The organism is Dongia soli, assembly GCF_034044715.1.
GTDB lineage: Bacteria > Pseudomonadota > Alphaproteobacteria > Dongiales > Dongiaceae > Dongia_B > Dongia_B soli.
This window is the reverse complement of record NZ_JAXCLW010000001.1, coordinates 1,184,071-1,202,189: the sequence shown is the minus strand read 5'-3', so window position 1 is coordinate 1,202,189 and position 18,119 is coordinate 1,184,071. Positions and strand designations below refer to the sequence as shown.

Here is an 18,119-nt window from a genome sequence, read left to right as displayed (position 1 = left end):
CTTCGATGTCCTTGCGTTTCGCATCCGCCCCTTACACGCCCTGGATCGCGACATCCACCGGCGGCCGCTTCGATCTATTGTCGCCTTCCGCCGCCCAGGTGGACTGGCGCGATATCGCCACCCACCTTGCCAATCTCTGCCGCTGGAATGGCGCCCTTGCCGGCGACCTCTTTTATTCGGTGGCCGAGCATTCTTCGCGCGTCGCCCTGCTGGTTCAGCAGACCGACCCCAGCAACCACCGCGCAGTGCTTTATGCAGCGCTGCACGACGCGCATGAGGCCTATCTCGGTGACTGGACCTCGCCACTCAAGCGCGCCATCACGCATTATGCCGGGCAGAACATTCTCGGGAGTCTGGCCAATCTTATCGACAGCGCGATCTTCGAAGCCTTCGGCCTGCCGCCGATGTCGGACGATATCGAGGATATGATCAGGCATGCCGATCTGACATTGCTCGCCACCGAGAAGCGGGATCTCATGACGCCGCATCCAGCCTGGCAGATCGCCCTGCCGGCGCCACTCACCGGCCGCATCATCCCCAATAGCCGGCTGGCTGCCCGCGACAACTATGCTCGCATGCTCGCGAATGCCGTTCGTGCTTGCGGCCTGGATCTGCCGATCCGCCGCGAGATGGAGGTCAGCCATGGCTGACAAATCCATGCCGGTTTCTGACGCTGGTGCGGTTGGATGGAGATCGATGAATCTCAGATATAAAGATCGGCAATCTGCCAACTTCCAAATTCTCACCGACGACACGCTGCAGGGCTGGCTGGCAGACATCGAGAGTGGCATCCGGGGATCGATCGACCAACTTGAGACTCGTTTTGTTTGGGTATGCGAAATTCTACTCAGGGAGAGAGAGAATCGCCTTCGGACGCGCTATCCGCGCATGACGCCAAGGCATGGAGACGTTTTGCGCGCCATCGACACATATATCGCCACACACGGCGCATCGCCGACCTATCGAAACATAGCCGAGATTACCGGCTACAGCATGAGCATTGTCTTCGACGCCATTCATGCTGGGAAGAAGCATGGCTACATCAGCCATGACCCGCACAAACGACGCAGCCTGCGACTTACGCCAAGGGCGCTTGAGATCAGCAGTATCGAACTCGGTAGGGATAAATGGCAGGCTCAGTGAACAAGGTCATCCTAATCGGCAATCTCGGCCGCGATCCCGAGATCCGGACGACTCAGGATGGCAGCAAGATCGCTCAGATGTCGATCGCCACATCAGAGAGCTGGCGCGACAAGGGCTCAGGCGAGCGGCGGGAGAAAACGGAGTGGCACCGCGTCGTCATCTTCAACGACCGCCTGGTCGAGGTGACCGAGAAATACGCGAAGAAAGGCCGCACGGTCTATATCGAGGGCCAGCTGCAGACGCGCAAATGGACCACGCAGGATGGCCAGGACCGCTACACCACCGAGATCGTGCTGCAGAAGTTTCGCGGCGAGCTGACGCTGCTCGGCCCTAGCGATCGGGATCCCGGCCCTGGCGGCCAGGAGGATTACGGCCATAACGCTGGCGCCACCGGCCTTGGAGATTTGGATGATGACATCCCGTTCTAAAAGCGAACGCCGTTCGCAACCACCCGCGCCGCCGGCACCCCCGGCCGGCGCGATCCACCCCGCGATGTTCCGCATCGCTCGATTGCTTGCCCGAGCTGCTTTGGCATCGCAGAATGCCATTCCGCCGATTGAACCGCATAACGACAATGACGCGCGCCGCCATCTACGCAAGGTATAGTTCAGACCTGCAGTCTGGCCATTCGATCGAGGACCAGCTCCGCATTTGCCGCGAGCGGGCCCAGCAGCTGGGCGCCTCGATCAGTCGGGAATATGCCGATGCCGCCATCAGCGGCAGCCATCTGTTCAACCGTCCCGGCATCAACAGCCTGCTCGCCGATGCGCGCGCAGGCGCCTTCGATACCTTGCTGGCCGAAGCGCTCGACCGGATCTCGCGCGACCAGGAAGACATCGCGGCGATCTTCAAGCGGCTGCGCCATGCCGGCGTGCAGATCATCACCTTGTCGGAGGGCGAGGTCAACGAGCTGCATATCGGGCTCAAGGGCACGATGAACGCGCTCTTTCTCAAAGACCTCGCCGCGAAGATCAAACGCGGCCAGCGCGGCCGGGCAGCCGCCGGCAGCATCCCCGGCGGCAAGACGTACGGGTATCGCGTGGTTCGGACGATCGACGCGGCCGGCGAATTGGTGCGGGGGAAACGGGAGGTCGACGAGGACCAGGCAGCCGTCGTCCGCAAGATCTTCACCTGGTACGCCGCCGGCGAGAGCCCGCGTGCGATCGCCGGCCGCCTCAATGCCGAACGCGTTCCCAGCGCCCGTGGCGGCAAATGGAATGCCTCCACGATCAACGGGAACAAGGCGCGGGGAATCGGAATCCTGAATAACCAGCTTTATATCGGCCGGCTGACCTATAACCGGCAGAGCTACCGGAAAGATCCGGATACGGGGCAGCGCCTGACCAGGGTCAATCCGGAGGGCGAGCGTATCGCCACCGATGTGCCAGCGCTCAGGATCATCGACCAGGACCTCTGGGACGCCGTACAGGCCCGCTTGGCGGATCTCGGCGGGAAGCCCCTCACCAGGCGCACGCGGCCGCGCCACCTGCTCTCAGGCCTGCTCCGCTGCGGTTGTTGCGGCGCCAATTACATCATGGTCGACGCAACCCGCTTTGGCTGCGGCCAGAACCGCGAATCCGGCAGCTGCAGGAATGGCCGGCGGATCCCGGCCGAGAAGCTGCAGCGGCGCGTGCTTGATGGCCTCCGAGACCAGCTGCTGGCGCCAGAGGTCGTGGCGACGTTCGTGGAAGAATATCGACAGGGGGAAAAAGAGCGCCAGGCCGAGCTGGCGCGCAGCCAGGCGGGCACGGAAAGGCGGCTGCGGGAGGTCACGGCGAAGATCGAGCGCATCGTCACGGCGATCGCCGATGGGACCAACTCACCGACGCTGAGGGCTGCCCTGACCGACCTGGAAGCCGAACGGGCCGAGCTGGCGGCGGCGCAGGAGGAGATCGATAATCCGACCGTCGTCGCCCTGCATCCACATTTGCCCGAGATGTACCGACAGTACGTCGAGCGGCTTGGCGAGGCACTATCGACTCCGGAAACGAGAACTGAGGCGATCGAGGAGATGCGTCAACTCGTTGATCGGATTGACATTCACCCATTGCCGGAGCGCGGCGAATTCGATCTGGAGATCCACGGCCAGATCGTCTCGATCCTGGCCCCTGAGGCCTGTTCTACTAGCGTTCGCAAAGGGGTGAAATCGATGGTGCCGTTGAAGGGATTTGAACCCCCGACCTACTGATTACGAATCAGTTGCTCTACCCCTGAGCTACAACGGCACGCACTGCCCGAAGACAGGAAGGGCTCCAGGCCCGGCGCAACCGTTGCGCCAGCCCGAAGCGGCGGGCGGGAACCTAATTCACCAAGCGCGCGGCGTCAACAGAAGAGCCACCCATAGGTGGGGTTCCGTTCCCTGTCTCCCCCGCTGTCTCGCCCGCGGCCACCTGTCCTTCGGTTAACTCGCCCGGCAAGCGCCGCAGCGGACCGGACTCATTGAGGATCTCGCCCGCCCCCGTCGCGGGGCTCGCCCCGGCCGGTGCGGCCAGGATGCCCATTTCCGCCAATTGCGGCCGTTTCCAGGTCAAGCTGTCGATGGCGTCGCAATGCGGGCAGACCGCCTGCCAATGGCCGCATTGCGGGCCCGCTTCGCCCGGCGCGCCGCATTTGTCGCAAAGCCAGACGGGATCGGGGAGCAAACCGGCAGCCCGCTCCAGCCAATCGCGGGCGGCGGCCATATTGCTTCGTTCGCCCTCTTCCAACCGGGCATAGAGCCGGGCCGTGCTCTGGCTGATGTCATGCGGGCCGACCTCGCGCGCCGGCCCCCTTTCTGCGCGCTCGATCTCAGCGAGGCGGTCGAGATGGCGTCGGGCCTCGCCCCAGAGCTGCGCCGACAAGGCGGCCGCCGCCGCCGCACGATGGCTTTCCGGGTTGCCCGGATTGACGCGTGCCAGCCGTTCGACCCGATGCGCCCGGTCGAGCGGGGTTTCGTTGGCTTCGGCCCGGGCGAAGATACCGGCCAGCAGCGGATGGGGGCTCGTATTCCAGGCCTGCTCGATCAGCTTGGCGGCTTCCTTGGCCTTGCCCTGCCGGATCAGCAATTGCGCCAGCATGAAGCGCGCCGGCACAAAATCGCTCGCCAGCTTGACCGCCTCGCGTGCCGCTGCGACAGCCGCCGGGATATCGGGCGCTGCCGCCGGATCGGCATGCGGTATCAAGGCTTGCCGAGCTTTTTCCGTCAGGATGACCGCGCGTCGGCGCTGTGCCGCCCGGGCATCGATGCCCTGGCTGCGGTTCCAGATCTTCAGGCTGGCTTCGGCCGCGTCATATTCGCCGACTTTCAATTCGAGCCGATGTGCCGTTTCAGCCGCCCAGCTTGCCTGCGGCGCGACCTTCATCGCTTGTTCGGCATATTGCTTGGCGGTCTGCTCATCGCCCCGCTTCAAGGCGCTGGTGATCAATCCGCGCAGACCGAGCAGCGCCGATTCCTCGTTCTTGGCCAAGGCCGCGAAATAGCGTTCCGCCGCGGCATCGTCGCCTTCGAGCTGCGCCGCCTGGGCCGCCAGCAATAGGGTCAGCGACGGTTCCTGCAGCAGGTCATGGGCCAAACGCGCCTGTTTCCGCGCTTCTACCGCATCGCCGGCCGCTGCCGCCGTCAAGCCGCGGGTCAAAGCACGGTAGCCCTTGGCCTTGCGCGAATTCGACCGCGCCGACGACAACTCCCGGGGCGCCCGCCGTAGGAAATGCCAGAGCCGCCACAAAGCGAAGATCGCCAGCAGCAACAAAGCGGCGATGGCGATGGCGAAGCCGATCGGCATATCGGCGCGATGGCCGAGCCAGAGGACCGAGAGATCGCCCGGCCGGTTGGCAAGCCAGACAGCGATCGCGACAATGATGGCGATTTTGATCAGGAAGCCGACTGCGCGCCATAGCGTCATGACCCGCCGCCTTTCAGTTCGCCGCCGGTTTGGCAGGGTTTTGCGCCGGCGCCAGTTCCTTCGAAGCCAGCTCCGACAGACGTGCGCCGGCCCAGTCGAGATCAAGCCGCGCCCGGGCACCGCCCAGCCAGCCAGCCGCCCGATTGGCGGCTTCGCCCTGCAGGCCTGACAATTCATCAACAGTCTTCTTCAAATCGCCCGCCGCCAGCGCCGCCTCAGCCCGCGCCAACCGCTCCAGCGGCCCGTCCCCCGCAACATCTTCGCCGACCGGCCGCACCGTCACAATTTCGGACAAGCGATGGGTCATGCGGCGCCACCAGCTTTCATTGCCGCCGGCATCGGCAGCCATTTCTGCTTCGGCCGCCCGCGCAATCTCCCTCGAGGGCAAGGTCGCCTGCAATTGCGACAAGGTCGGCGCGCCGCTGGCTGCCACCGGTTCCAGTTTCACCGCGATCGGCGCGACATCGGCCGACAGTTGCGAATCCGCGGTGGTCAATTGCTTGAGGGCGGCGAGCTCGGCGGTGAAGGGCTGCGGACCGGCGAGGGCACTGCGCAATTGCCCGGCTGAGAGGACCACAGCGGTGCCCAATTGTTGCCGTGCGGTGACCGGTGCCGGTGCCGCCGCAACCTGGCTTTCCAGTGTCGCAACCCGCTCATCCACCTTGCCCAGCGCATCGAAGCGGCTGGTGAGCGCCGCCAGTTGATCGCGCAGCCCCTGGTTTTCCGATTTCAGGGCATTGATTTCCGGCGAAAGATCAGGGGCGGGCGGACTTGCCGGTGCCGCGGCTTCAGCCTGGCTCGCGGCATTTGGAGCCGGTTCGGCGGGCAGGCGCGCCTGCAGATCGCCCAGGGTTTTCTCCAGGCCGGCGATCTTGTCATTGAGCGGCGTCAGATCGGCCACGTCCGTGCCGCTCGCCCCGCCGCCCGACTGCAGCTGGGACACCTCATCCTTCAAGGAGGCGAGCTGATCCTGCACGGGACCGATGGCGGCGGCGATATCGCTCTTTGCGGCGGCATTGGCCTGTGCCTGCTGAAGCTGCGCAACAGATTGCTGCAGATCGCCGACCGCCTGGTCATGCCTTGCCGCGCCGCCCTGGCCAAGTCCCAGCAAGCCGATCCAGCGCGGCGCCGTCACAGCCACGGCAGCCGACACCAGCGCCGCGACGATCACTGTCGCCACCAGACGTCCGGCAGTACCGCCGCTTCCGGCTGCTGGCGAAGCGGCCATATTCATATCCGGCGATCTGTCCTCCGCCGGAATCGGGCCCGCCGCCGGTTCCGGACGCTTGGCCTCCGCTGTCGCAGTTGCAGTATCCGACATTCCCTCGTCCTTCCGTTGCAGCTCAGCATCCACCAAGGCGAGCATGGATGGCAAGTCCGGCCGTTCGGCAATGAAGACATCGCGCCATGGCAGGTCCCCGACCTCCCGCGCGACCGCCGCGCTCAGGCACAGCGCGCAAACCTGTTCCAGATTGGCGCTGCCCGCCTCCTGCCATAAGGCGGCAAAGATCGCCGCTGTGCGCGGTGAGAACAGCAATACGAGATCGATCCCACCCAAGGTGAGGTTCATGCGGGTTTCCGGCGACAAAGCGGCGGCCTGTTCGGCAGTGTAAAGCGGCGTCCGGCGCACGGTGAAACCGGCTTTTTCGAGATCCCCGGCCAGATCGCCGGTCGTGATGCTACCGGCGGCATGAAAAAGCGCGCCGTCTTGCGGCTTCAGGCGGTCGCAGACCAGGCTGACCAGTGCCTTCACATCGCCACCGGCGCTTTCGATCCGGGTGAAGCCCAATTCTTTCGCTGTCGCGGCGGAACCGTCGCCCACCGTAAAAGCCGGCAAGTCGCGCCGATCGGTGAGATTGGCAAAGGCGCGCACGCCGTTGGCGCTGGTGAAGAGCACCGCCTGAACGCCATCGAGTTCGATCTTGGCGCCCGCGATCGGTTTGATTTCAAGCAGGGATTCGATCACCGGTTCGATGCCGCGGGCCGAGAGCGCCTCGGCCAAAGGTGCGGCATCTTCCTGCGGTCGCGTGATCAAGGCTCGCATGCGCTGCCCTCTCAGGATGAATGAGCTGTGGTGACGGCGATCGTCGCCTGCTGCGCCAGCAGGTTTTCACCCGCCGCACGGCCGAGCGCAACCGCATCGGCAGCCGGACCGCGCCGCTCGTCGCGCAGAACGCGGCTGCCATCGGGCGCCGCCAGTAAAGCGCGCAGATGCAATTGATCGCCGTTTAATTCGGCATAAACGGCGATCGGTGTCCGGCATGATCCTTCCAAGGTTGCCAGGCAAGCGCGTTCCGCCGCCACGCGGATCGCCGTCGGTGCATGATGGATCGGCGCAAGCAGCGCTTTGGTGGCAGCATCATCGCTGCGGCATTCGATGCCGATCGCGCCCTGTGCCACGGCAGGCAGCATTTCGTCGACCGATAAAATGGCCGTGGCGATATCGGCACGGCCGAGACGCTTCAATCCGGCCAGCGCCAGCAAGGTCGCATCCGCATCGCCGCGTTCCAATTTCGTCAGCCGCGTACCGACATTGCCGCGCAAGGGAACGATCTGCAGGTCGGGCCGCAGCGCCCGGAGTTGCGCCTGACGACGCAAGGAGGCCGTGCCGATAATGGCATTTTGCGGCAAAGCGGCGATACTGTCGGCGCCTTTGCCAATCAGCGCATCGCGCGGATCCTCCCGCGGCAAAAGACAGGCGATCTCCAGCCCTTCCGGCAGCATCGTCGGCACATCCTTCATCGAATGCACGGCGATGTCGATGCGGCCCTCGAACAGGGCCTCCTCGATTTCCTTGGTGAACAGCCCCTTGCCGCCGATTTCGGACAGCACCCGGTCTTGAATTTGATCGCCGGTGGTTTTGATGGCGACGATCTCGATGGCCCCAGCATCGAAATCCGCATGGGCGGCGATGAGTCGCGCCTTGGTTTCTTCCGCTTGAATCAGCGCCAGTGGCGAACCGCGCGTGCCGATCCGCAACCTGACCGTGCCGAAAGTGTCCGGCCGGGAAGTGTCCTCTGGCTTGCCGATTGGGTCCGAACCCGCCATAACTACCCTCACCATCGCTTCCAGTGACTTAGCGGTCGCGGCGGTGGATTGCAACCTTTCGCGCGGTCAAAATGCCGCAGGTCGGTGAGCCCATGATCGTGTTGGGCATTGAATCCAGTTGTGACGAAACAGCGGCGGCGGTGGTCGATAGCGATCGGCGAATCCGCGCCAATCTTGTCCTGTCGCAACTGGACGAGCACCGCCCCTTCGGCGGTGTGGTGCCGGAAGTGGCAGCGCGCAGCCATCTCGATCATCTCGATAAATTGATCGAGGCAGCGATGCGGGAAGCCGGTATCGGCTTCGATGCGCTGGACGGCGTTGTCGCCACCGGCGGCCCAGGTCTGATCGGCGGCGTCATCGTCGGCGCCATGACCGCCAAGGCCATCGCCGCCGTCCACCGCAAGCCCTTCATCGCGGTCAATCATCTGGAAGGCCATGCCTTAACAGCGCGGCTGACCGATAATGTCGCATTCCCCTATCTGCTGCTGCTGGTTTCCGGCGGACATTGCCAGTTGCTGGTCGTCGAAGGCGTCGGTCGCTATCGCCGGCTTGGCGCCACGATCGACGATGCCGTGGGCGAGGCATTCGACAAGGCAGCAAAACTTCTCGGCCTGGGCTATCCCGGCGGTCCGGCGGTCGAGCGGGCCGCCAAGGCGGCGACCGCGCCGGTGCTCGATTTGCCGCGGCCTATGAAGGGCCGTGCCGATTGCAATTTTTCTTTCAGCGGCTTGAAGACCGCCTTGCGCCAGCGGGTCGATGCCCTGCGCGCCGCCGGGCAGTTCGATGCGAATGCGCAGGCCAATCTCGCCGCTGGTTTCCAACTGGCCGCTATAGATTCGCTGGCCGACCGCACGCGGCAGGCTGTGCGCATGGCACGCGAGACGACGCCCGATCTGACGGCTCTGGTCGTCGCCGGCGGCGTCGCCGCCAATGCCGCCTTGCGCCAGCGCCTGAGCGAGATCGCGGCAGCGGCCGACCTGGCGCTGCTGGCACCGCCGGGCAAATTGTGCACCGACAATGCCGCGATGATCGCCTGGGCCGGATTGGAGCGACTGCGTCTGGGCGACAGCAGCCCCCTAGATTTCGCGCCCCGTCCCCGCTGGCCGCTGGATCAGACCGCAGCGCCGCTGAGCGGTGCCGGTGTTAAAGCGTAAGCGTCATTCCTAGAGGAGACCCATCAAATGCAGTTCGCCATTTACTGCCTGGACAAGCCGAACCATACGGAGGTCCGCGCCAGCAACCGTCCCGCCCATGCCGAGCACCTGAAGGCGCATAACGATCAATTGCTGCTGGCTGGCCCGATGCTGAGCGATGACGGCGCGACCATGATTGGCAGCCTGCTGGTAGTCGAGATGGCCGACCGCGCCGCCGTCGATCGCTTCCTCGCCGCCGATCCCTACACCAAGGCCAATCTGTTTCAATCCGTGACGGTACGGCCTTTCCGCAAGGCTTTTCCGCAGTAATCACCGGTATCATCGGGGGACGACATGAATCACTGGCTGGTGAAGTCAGAACCGTTCAAATATTCCTGGGACCAGTTGGTCAAGGATAAGAAAACCTTCTGGAACGGCGTTCGCAATTATCAGGCTTCCAACAACCTAAAGGCCATGAAGAACGGCGACCGCGTCTTCTTCTATCATTCCAATGAAGGATTGGAGATCGTCGGCATCTGCGAAGTGGTCAAGGAATATTACCCCGATCACACCGATGAAAGCGGCCGCTTCGGCATGGTCGATGTCGCGCCGGTCATGCCGTTGAAAAAGCCGGTCACGCTAGCCGAGATCAAGCAGACGCCGGAGCTGGAAGATATCGCACTGATCCGCCAGTCGCGCCTCAGCGTCATGCCGATCACCGCGCCGCAATGGAAGAAAATTTGCGCCATGGGCGGCGTCAAGGGCTGATGCTTGCAATCGCCCGGCTGCCTCTGCAGCCGGGCAGCCAACCGACATGGTGATGTGACTCAAAAGTTTTCGCCGAGACGCCGTGCCCAGCTGAGGATCCGCGGCGGATGGATGGCTCTTGCCCCCGATCGCACCGTAAAGCAAATTCCAGACGCCGCTCAGCGCCGCCGCAATAATCGGGGAGGCCAACGCCGCTGGAGGCACCATTGGCGGCCAGGCCGACCTCGCTTCGGGTCCGGCAAGCCTTTTGGGGGCGCAATCAAAGGCGGTCCGGATGTCCAAAGCCCGCGCCATGTCCGGAAACGCCCTTCATCGTAATCTGTCACAATCGCCGGTCGTTCTCGTCGACGGGCACTTACACCGATTACCGTAGGGAAGAGAGGCTTGGTCTTCCGATAGACAACTTGCGCGTGAGGCTTGTCAGTGACGACGCTTTTTGTGGATAATCGCTGCATCGCAATGCGTTCGCGGCATCGCCGTGCCGTCGGCGCGCGGATCGGATATGCGGTCTGCAAGAAAAATTAATGGAACCGCATCCTATCTTCAACACATGGGCGGGGAGTCTTTAGGGTATGAGCGAGAGTAACGTTTTTCCTGTTTCGGAAGCCTGGCGCAAGAAAGCCTGGGTGGACGAAGCGCAGTATCAAAAGATGTATGCGCAGTCGATCCAGGATCCGGCGGGCTTCTGGGGGGAACAGGGGCGTCGGCTCGACTGGGTCCGTCCCTATACGCAAGTGAAGGACGTCGATTATACCGGTGAGGTTCGCATCCGCTGGTATCACGACGGCACGCTGAACGTTTCTGCCAATTGCATTGACCGCCATCTCGCCGACCGCGCGCAGCAGACCGCCATCATCTGGGAAGGCGACGATCCCAGCGAATCGAAACACATCACCTATGCGGAGCTGCATGAGCAGGTCTGCCGCATGGCCAATGTGCTGAAAGCGGCCGGCGCCAAACGCGGCGACCGCATCACCATCTATATGCCGATGATCCCGGAAGCCGCCTATGCCATGCTGGCTTGCACCCGAATCGGCGCCATCCATTCGGTGGTGTTCGGCGGCTTCTCCCCCGATAGCCTCGCCAACCGTATCCAGGACTGCGATTCCAACATCGTCATCACCGCCGATGAAGGCGTGCGCGGCGGCCGCAAGATTCCGCTGAAAGCCAATGTCGATATCGCCCTGCAGCACTGTCCCAGCGTTGCCTCCGTGCTGGTGGTCCGTCGCACCGGCGGCAAGATCGACTGGCATGCCGATCGCGACATCTGGTGGCATGAGGCCGCGGCGAAAGTGCCGGCCTATTGCACGCCGGCGGAGATGGGCGCTGAAGATCCGATGTTCATCCTCTATACCTCCGGCTCCACCGGCAAACCGAAAGGCGTGCTGCATACGACAGGTGGCTATCTGGTCTATGCCGCGATCAGCCATCAATATGTCTTCGATTATCACGACGGCGATATCTATTGGTGCACGGCCGATGTCGGCTGGGTCACCGGCCACAGTTATATCGTCTATGGCCCGCTCGCCAATGGCGCCACCACCCTGATGTTCGAAGGCGTGCCGAATTATCCCGACGCCTCGCGCTTCTGGCAGGTCTGCGACAAGCACAAGGTCAACACCTTCTATACCGCGCCGACCGCCATCCGGGCATTGATGCGCGAGGGCGAAGCACCGGTCGAAAAGTGCAACCTCTCCAGCCTGCGTCTGCTGGGATCGGTCGGCGAGCCGATCAATCCGGAAGCTTGGCTGTGGTACCACCGTGTGGTCGGCAAAAAGAAATGTCCGATCGTCGATACCTGGTGGCAGACTGAGACCGGCGGCATTCTGATCTCGCCGCTGCCCGGCGCCACCGAATTGAAGCCCGGCTCGGCGACGCTGCCCCTGTTCGGCATCCAGCCGGAAATCGTCGATGCCGAAGGCAAGGTGCTGAGCGGCGCCTGCGAAGGCAATCTTTGCCTTGCCGATTCCTGGCCGGGCCAGATGCGGTCGGTCTATGGCGATCACAAACGCTTCGCCGAAACCTATTTCCGCACCTATCCCGGCAAATACTTCACCGGCGATGGCTGCCGCCGCGACGAAGACGGCTATTACTGGATCACCGGCCGGGTCGACGACGTGCTCAATGTGTCGGGCCACCGCATGGGCACCGCCGAAGTGGAAAGCGCGCTGGTCGCCCATAAGGATGTGGCGGAAGCCGCCGTGGTCGGCTATCCGCATGACATCAAGGGCCAGGGCATCTACGCCTATGTGACCCTCAATGCCGGCGTGGCGCCGACCGAGGAGTTGCGCAAGGAACTGGTGCAATGGGTGCGCAAGGAGATCGGCCCGATCGCCAGCCCCGATCTGCTGCAATGGGCGCCCGGCCTGCCGAAAACCCGTTCCGGCAAGATCATGCGTCGCATCCTGCGCAAGATTGCTGAGAATGATTCCGGCAATCTCGGCGACATCTCGACCCTGGCCGATCCCAGCGTGGTGCAGAATCTGGTCGATAACCGGATGAATCGCGGCTGAGCCGTACCGGCATATCCCAAATGAGTCGGGCGGAAGCAGTGCTTCCGCCCGACTTGCTTGGACTGAATATTGGCGAACCGATCAGGCGATCAGGCTGCGCAGGGTGCGGTTGGCAACGGCCAGCATTGCCAGTTCCAGCTTGGCCGCTTGTTTGAGGTCGGCAAAGAGACTGTCGGCCCGGCCGAGAACTGCACCTCGGGCCTCGCGCCAGTGATCGATCGCCGGCTGGCCTGTCAGCTTCGGCTTGGCTTCCTGGCCGCCCTTCAGGATCACCGTCGTCAATTCGCGCTGGTGACCGTAGAGATCCTCGATGATGGCGAAGACCGCCAGGCGCTGCCAATGGCTGTCGCCGATCAGCGACTTCGCCCCACTGCGCAACCAGTCGAGATAGAACTGATCGCCGATGGCGAAATAGGTCTGGCCGACCTCTTCGACCTTGATCTGCAGATCGGCAGCGATCCGCACGATATCCAGTGCCGGCATCATCAGGGCGAGCTGTGCCACACGCCGCGCCAGATCCGCCGGTACGTTCTGGGCCGTGAGATCATTCAGGCGGCGACTGATTTCCGCCTGATCAGCCGGTGAGACGATCGTTGGCAAGGCCGCTTCCAGGGCCGCCAATGAGGGTTCGGTCGCGGCGACATTGGCGGCGATATTCAGCGGATGCTGACCGTTGCGCAGGAACCAGAGCGTTGCCTGGTCGGCGAGATTGCCGACCGTCAGCAGCATGTCGGTCTGCACTTTGGCATCGACTTTGTTATCCAGCGCCTCGACGCCGCTCCACACCTCACGCAGCTTGAAGGCGCTGCGCGTAATGGTATAGGCGCGCGCAATGGCCGAAGCGCTCTGCCCAGTCTTTTCCTTCATCACATGGGCGAAAGTGGCGCCCATGCGATTGACCAGCGAATTGGTCACCACCGTGGCGATGATTTCCCGCCGCAGACGATGCTGCTCGATCTGCTCGCGATAGGATTTTTGCAGCGGCCGCGGAAAGTAGGTGATGAGATCATCAGCCAGTTGCGGATCATCCGGGAGATCTGACGGCAGCAACTCGTCATAAAGCGAGTTCTTGGCATAGGCCAGCAGCACCGAAAGTTCCGGCCGGGTCAGGCCGAGGCGCTGGCTGAGCCGCAGGCGCATAGTCTCGTCATCCGGCAGGAATTCGATTGCCCGGTCGAGCCGGCCGGCCCGCTCAAGGCCGCGCATGAACCGGCCCTGCTGGTCCAGCAAGCGGAAGCTTTGATATTCGGCAATGCTGATCGCCTGGCTTTGCAGATAATTGTCGCGCAGAACCAGATTGCCCACTTCGTCGGTCATGTCAGCCAGCAATTTATCGCGCTGCTTCATGGTGAGGTCACCATTGGCGACCGCCTCATTCAGCAGGATCTTGATATTGACCTCGTGGTCCGACGTATCGACGCCGGCGGAATTGTCCAGCGCATCGGTATTGATGCACTTGCCGGCGAGACCCGCTTCAATACGGCCGCGCTGGGTAAAGCCAAGATTGGCGCCCTCGCCCACCACCTTGCAGCGCAGCTGATCGGCATTGATGCGGATCGCATCATTGGCCCGGTCGCCCACCTCCGCATGGGTTTCATCCCCGGCCTTCACATAGGTGCCAATACCGCCCAGCCAGAGCAGGTCGACTTCGGCCTTCAGCATGGCCTGGATCAGCTCGTTCGGCGTCACGCTTTCCTTGCTGATGCCGAAGCGTGCCCGCGCTTCCGGCGACAATTTGATCGACTTCGCCTTGCGCTCATAGATGCCGCCACCAGCTGAAACCAGTTTGCTGTCGTAATCCGCCCAGGTCGATCGCGGAAGGTTGAACAGCCGCTCACGCTCGCGGAAGCTGGCCGCGACATCCGGATTGGGATCGACGAAGATATGCATGTGGTTGAAGGCGCCGACGAGCTGCGTGTGCCTTGAGAGCAGCATGCCATTGCCAAAGACGTCGCCCGACATGTCGCCGACGCCGACGCAGCTATAATCGACCGACTGGATATCGAGGCCGATTTCGCGGAAATGCCGCTTCACCGATTCCCAGGCACCGCGCGCGGTGATGCCCATCTTCTTGTGGTCGTAACCGGCCGATCCACCCGAGGCGAAGGCATCATCGAGCCAGAAGCCGTAATCGCGCGACACACCGTTGGCGATATCGGAGAAGGTCGCGGTGCCCTTATCGGCGGCGACGACCAGATAAGGATCGTCACCATCACGCCGGACGACGTCACCCGGCGGTACCACCTTGCCGCCGACCAGATTGTCGGTAATGTCGAGAAGGCCACGCATCAGCGTTTTGTAGCAATAGATGACCTCGGCCATGACGACGTCGCGATCGGTGGTTTGCGGCGGGCGCTTCACCACGAAGCCGCCCTTCGAACCAACCGGCACAATGACGGCATTCTTCACCATCTGCGCCTTCATCAGACCGAGAACTTCGGTGCGGAAGTCTTCGCGGCGATCCGACCAACGGATGCCGCCGCGCGCTACCTTGCCGCCGCGCAGGTGAATCGCTTCGGCCCGCGGGCTGTAGACGAAGACCTCGACCATCGGCCGGGGCAGCGGCAGGTCTTCGATATTGTGCGAGTCGAGCTTGAAGGACAGATATTCCTTCACGCCGCCATCTGCGGCGCGCTGGAAAAAGTTGGTGCGCAAGGTGCTTTGCACGGCATTCAGGAAGCGGCGCAGGATGCGGTCCTCATCGAGATTGCTCACTGCGTCGAGCTGCTTCTGGATTTCCGCGACGATCTGTTCCGATACCGTCTTGCGATCGCCGATATAGCCGGGATCAAGCTCGATATGGAACAGCTTGACGATATTGCGGGTGATCTGCGGATTGCCGTTAAGCGTCGCCTCCATATAGGCCTGGCTGAAGGCGATGGCCGCCTGGCGCAGATATTTGCAATAGGCCCGCAGCAAGGTTATGTCGCGCCAGGCGAGGCCGGCGGTGATGATCAGCCGGTTGAAGCCGTCATCCTCCATCTCCCCGCCCCAGATCTTGGCATAAGCCTCCTGGAACTGGTCGCGGATCTGGCTGATATCGACCTCAGCGCCATCGGCCGTCGCCATGACAAAGTCGTGGATCCAGACCGGGGTCTCACCGCCATGGGGCCGTACCTCGAAGGGATTCTCGCTAATCACCTTTAGGCCGAAATTTTCCAGCGACGGCAGCACGGTCGAGAGCGCGATTTTCTCGCCACTCTTGTAGAGCTTGAGATGCAGCTCGTTGGCCGGCACCTCGATCGGGCGATAGAGGTTGAGCGCAGGGGCGGTCCGCTGCAGCGCCTCTTCGATGCGATCGATATCGTGAACTGCGTTGTAGGCGCTGAAAAATTCCTCATAACCGGCGGGGAATGCGTCGCCAAACCGCCGCAGCAAGCCGATACCTTTGGCCTCGCCCTTGGCTTCGACCAGCGCGTCATGCAGCTTGTCGCGCCAGGACCGGCTGGCTTCGGCGACCTCGTCCTCCAGTTCCTTGAGATCCACCGCAGGCACTTCGCCCGGCGTGGTGTTGACGATGTATTGCAGCCGCGCCAGCGGGCCATCGCCGACATGTACATAGGAGGCCGTAATCTGGCCGTTGAATCCCTTCGACAGCACGGCGCCGATCCGCAGGCGCAGGGCCGTGTTCAGCATGTCGCGCGGCAGATAGACGAGGCAGGAGACGAAACGTTCGTAAGGATCGCGGCGGGCGAACAGTGCGACACGCTGGCGTTCCTGCAGATGCAGGATGCCCAGTGCGGTTTCCATCAGCTCATCTTCCGCACTTTGGAAGAGTTCGTCGCGCGGATAGGTATCGAGGATATGAGCCAGGGCCTTGCCGTCATGGCTGTCAGGATCGAACCCGGCGCGCCTGGTGATGTTCTCGACCTTGCGGCGCAGCAGCGGAATCTGCCAGGGGCTACGGTTATAGGCGATCGAGGTGAAGAGGCCGGCGAACAGACGCTCGCCGGCAACTTCGCCCTTCTTGTCGAAGAATTTGACGCCGATCGTATCGAGATAGGAATTGCGGTGAACCGTCGAGCGCAGATTGGCCTTGGTCACCATCATCAGATTGGGCTGGCGGATGAAGTTCCGCACATCGGGCGGCATGTTATCGCGGTTGCGGATGCCGTCAAAAACGCGGGTATTGAAGTCGCGCAGAATACCGAGCGAGGCGCTTTCCTGGATGCGGTAGCTGACCTGCTCGCCTTCGCCGGAGAAGGTATATTCCCGATAGCCGAGGAAGGTGAAATTGTTGTCGCCGGCCCAGCGCAGGAAATCGACGATCTCGCTCACTTCTTCTTTGGGCATCGGCAGCTTGCGCTTGGCAATATCCTCGATGACCTCATCGAGGCGGGCTTTCATTTGCGGCCAATCCTGCACTGCCAGGCGGACATCCTTCAGGATTACTTCGATCCGTTCCCGGATCTGTCCGCAGCGCGCGGCGTCGCCGATCTGGGTCACATGCAATTGCATGATCGATTCAGCCGGCGCATCCGCTTTGCCGAGACTGACAAGCTGACCTTTGGCATCGCGCTCGACCCGCATGACGGGATGGATGACGAGATGCACGCCGACATCCTGACGGTTCAGCTCGGCATTCACCGAATCCACCAGGAACGGCATGTCGTCATTGACGATCTCGACGATGCTGTGGCCGATATCCCAGCCATGCTCATCCTGTTTGGGATTGAAGACGCGGACTTTGGCCCCGTTCGCCGGGCGCTTGGCAGCGAAATTCCAAAGCGACAAGGCCGCGCAGAACAGATCTTCCGGATTCTGATCTGCCAGATCGTGCTGCGGCACATTGGCGTAGAACTGGCGGATGAAGCTCTCGACGAGAGGCACCCGATTGCGCTCGATCCGGTCGTTGACGAAATGCACGACATCGTCGATCAGCTGCAACTTCAGTTTGTCCGCTTTCATGATTTGTGATCTGCCCTCGCATTGCTCTTGTTGAAACCGGCGGCTTGCCCGCCCGTCTGTTTGGCAGTGCTCTCTCGAACCACGGCGCCTGCGCGCCCCAGTGACCGTCGCACCACTGTGTCGGACTGTAGCCGAGCGGGTAGGGTCTGGCCAGTGACGCCTGCATTTTGGAAGCGCTGTCATCGGATTGTGACTCGGAATCGGAAAGAGAGAGGGCGTTGCCCTCGGCCAAACCGGCAAAACGCTGTTTCTAAAAACGCGTTATAAATCTTGTTAAGATTTCCCGGGTAAGGTGAAGGCAGCAAACCGCCCGCCAACAGTCGATCCGTGGGGGTATAGGCGGCGATTTGCGGGCAAATGGGGATGCAATGCTGACCAAAGAAATGCGTGGCGACGCTTTCCTGCGTCAATTGCCATCGGATATTCGCGCCAGTTTCACCAGCGTCCAGGAGGCCGCGATTCGTGCCACGGCCATCAAGACCGGGCCAAGCGTGCATCCGATCGACTACCGCTTGTCGGTAACCCTGCCTGCCGTCGGCCGTCTTTATTTGGTTCTGCTGGCCGGACGCGAGAAACGCAATCCCACCCGCCTGGCGCTGGAAGCGGCGTTGCGTCCATCGAAGCCCCTTACGCGGGCTGTGATTTTCGGAATTTTCATTACAGCATTCAGCATCGCCGCGTTAACCGCTATGCTGCTGTATGGCATCCGCGGTTGACTTGATCCT

The 18,119-nt window shown here is 62.5% G+C and carries 13 protein-coding genes and 1 tRNA gene; 9 read left to right on the top strand and 5 right to left on the bottom strand.

Annotation, left to right across the window (positions count from 1 at the left end; translation table 11 throughout):
- Positions 1–5: 5 nt before the first annotated feature.
- From SMD27_RS05435 to SMD27_RS05420, 4 genes are all read left to right on the top strand, one after another.
- Positions 6–650, top strand: a complete 645-nt coding sequence (locus tag SMD27_RS05435) for a hypothetical protein (RefSeq protein ID WP_320507298.1) — start codon at positions 6–8, stop codon at positions 648–650.
- Positions 643–1,143: a LexA family protein gene (locus tag SMD27_RS05430; RefSeq protein WP_320507297.1), complete on the top strand. Its 501-nt coding sequence runs from the start codon at positions 643–645 to the stop codon at positions 1,141–1,143. The genes SMD27_RS05435 and SMD27_RS05430 overlap by 8 nt, the downstream gene beginning before the upstream one ends.
- On the top strand, positions 1,128–1,571 hold the full coding sequence (gene ssb / locus SMD27_RS05425; RefSeq protein ID WP_320507296.1) for a single-stranded DNA-binding protein: 444 nt from the start codon (positions 1,128–1,130) through the stop codon (positions 1,569–1,571). Before SMD27_RS05430 ends, ssb begins: the two co-directional genes overlap by 16 nt.
- 113 nt (positions 1,572–1,684) lie before the next feature.
- Positions 1,685–3,331, top strand: coding sequence for a recombinase family protein (locus SMD27_RS05420; protein WP_320507566.1), 1,647 nt, complete (start codon positions 1,685–1,687; stop codon positions 3,329–3,331).
- On the opposite strand, the gene SMD27_RS05415 is transcribed toward SMD27_RS05420, so the two are convergent.
- The 4 genes from SMD27_RS05415 to hemC form a co-directional block, all read right to left on the bottom strand.
- A tRNA-Thr gene (locus tag SMD27_RS05415) sits at positions 3,294–3,368 on the bottom strand. The genes SMD27_RS05420 and SMD27_RS05415 overlap by 38 nt on opposite strands.
- Positions 3,369–3,443: 75 nt before the next feature.
- Positions 3,444–5,024 (bottom strand): heme biosynthesis protein HemY, encoded by a 1,581-nt coding sequence (locus tag SMD27_RS05410; RefSeq protein ID WP_320507295.1) that lies wholly within the window; start codon positions 5,022–5,024, stop codon positions 3,444–3,446.
- 13 nt (positions 5,025–5,037) lie between these two features.
- Complete coding sequence (locus SMD27_RS05405; RefSeq protein ID WP_320507294.1) at positions 5,038–7,068, bottom strand: uroporphyrinogen-III synthase; 2,031 nt, start codon at positions 7,066–7,068, stop codon at positions 5,038–5,040.
- Between the two features lie 11 nt (positions 7,069–7,079).
- Entirely contained in the window at positions 7,080–8,072 is a 993-nt protein-coding gene (gene hemC / locus SMD27_RS05400; RefSeq protein ID WP_320507293.1) for a hydroxymethylbilane synthase, read from the bottom strand.
- Between the two features lie 92 nt (positions 8,073–8,164).
- Between hemC and tsaD the strand changes: the two genes are divergently transcribed.
- The 4 genes from tsaD to acs all read left to right on the top strand — a co-directional run bounded on the left by tsaD (position 8,165) and on the right by acs (position 12,486).
- On the top strand, positions 8,165–9,226 hold the full coding sequence (gene tsaD, locus SMD27_RS05395; protein WP_320507292.1) for a tRNA (adenosine(37)-N6)-threonylcarbamoyltransferase complex transferase subunit TsaD: 1,062 nt from the start codon (positions 8,165–8,167) through the stop codon (positions 9,224–9,226).
- A 27-nt stretch (positions 9,227–9,253) separates the two neighbouring features.
- Entirely contained in the window at positions 9,254–9,535 is a 282-nt protein-coding gene (locus tag SMD27_RS05390; RefSeq protein WP_320507291.1) for a YciI family protein, read from the top strand.
- A gap of 24 nt (positions 9,536–9,559) precedes the next feature.
- Complete coding sequence (locus tag SMD27_RS05385; RefSeq protein ID WP_320507290.1) at positions 9,560–9,973, top strand: EVE domain-containing protein; 414 nt, start codon at positions 9,560–9,562, stop codon at positions 9,971–9,973.
- Between the two features lie 572 nt (positions 9,974–10,545).
- Positions 10,546–12,486 (top strand): acetate--CoA ligase, encoded by a 1,941-nt coding sequence (gene acs / locus SMD27_RS05380; RefSeq protein WP_320507289.1) that lies wholly within the window; start codon positions 10,546–10,548, stop codon positions 12,484–12,486.
- A gap of 81 nt (positions 12,487–12,567) precedes the next feature.
- Here the strand turns inward: acs and SMD27_RS05375 are convergent, their stop codons facing one another.
- Positions 12,568–17,394: an NAD-glutamate dehydrogenase gene (locus SMD27_RS05375; protein ID WP_320507288.1), complete on the bottom strand. Its 4,827-nt coding sequence runs from the start codon at positions 17,392–17,394 to the stop codon at positions 12,568–12,570.
- Between the two features lie 368 nt (positions 17,395–17,762).
- Here SMD27_RS05375 and SMD27_RS05370 point away from each other — a divergent pair, with 368 nt between their 5' ends.
- A complete protein-coding gene (locus tag SMD27_RS05370; protein WP_320507287.1) occupies positions 17,763–18,110 on the top strand; it encodes a hypothetical protein in 348 nt (115 codons plus the stop codon).
- Positions 18,111–18,119: the final 9 nt, after the last annotated feature.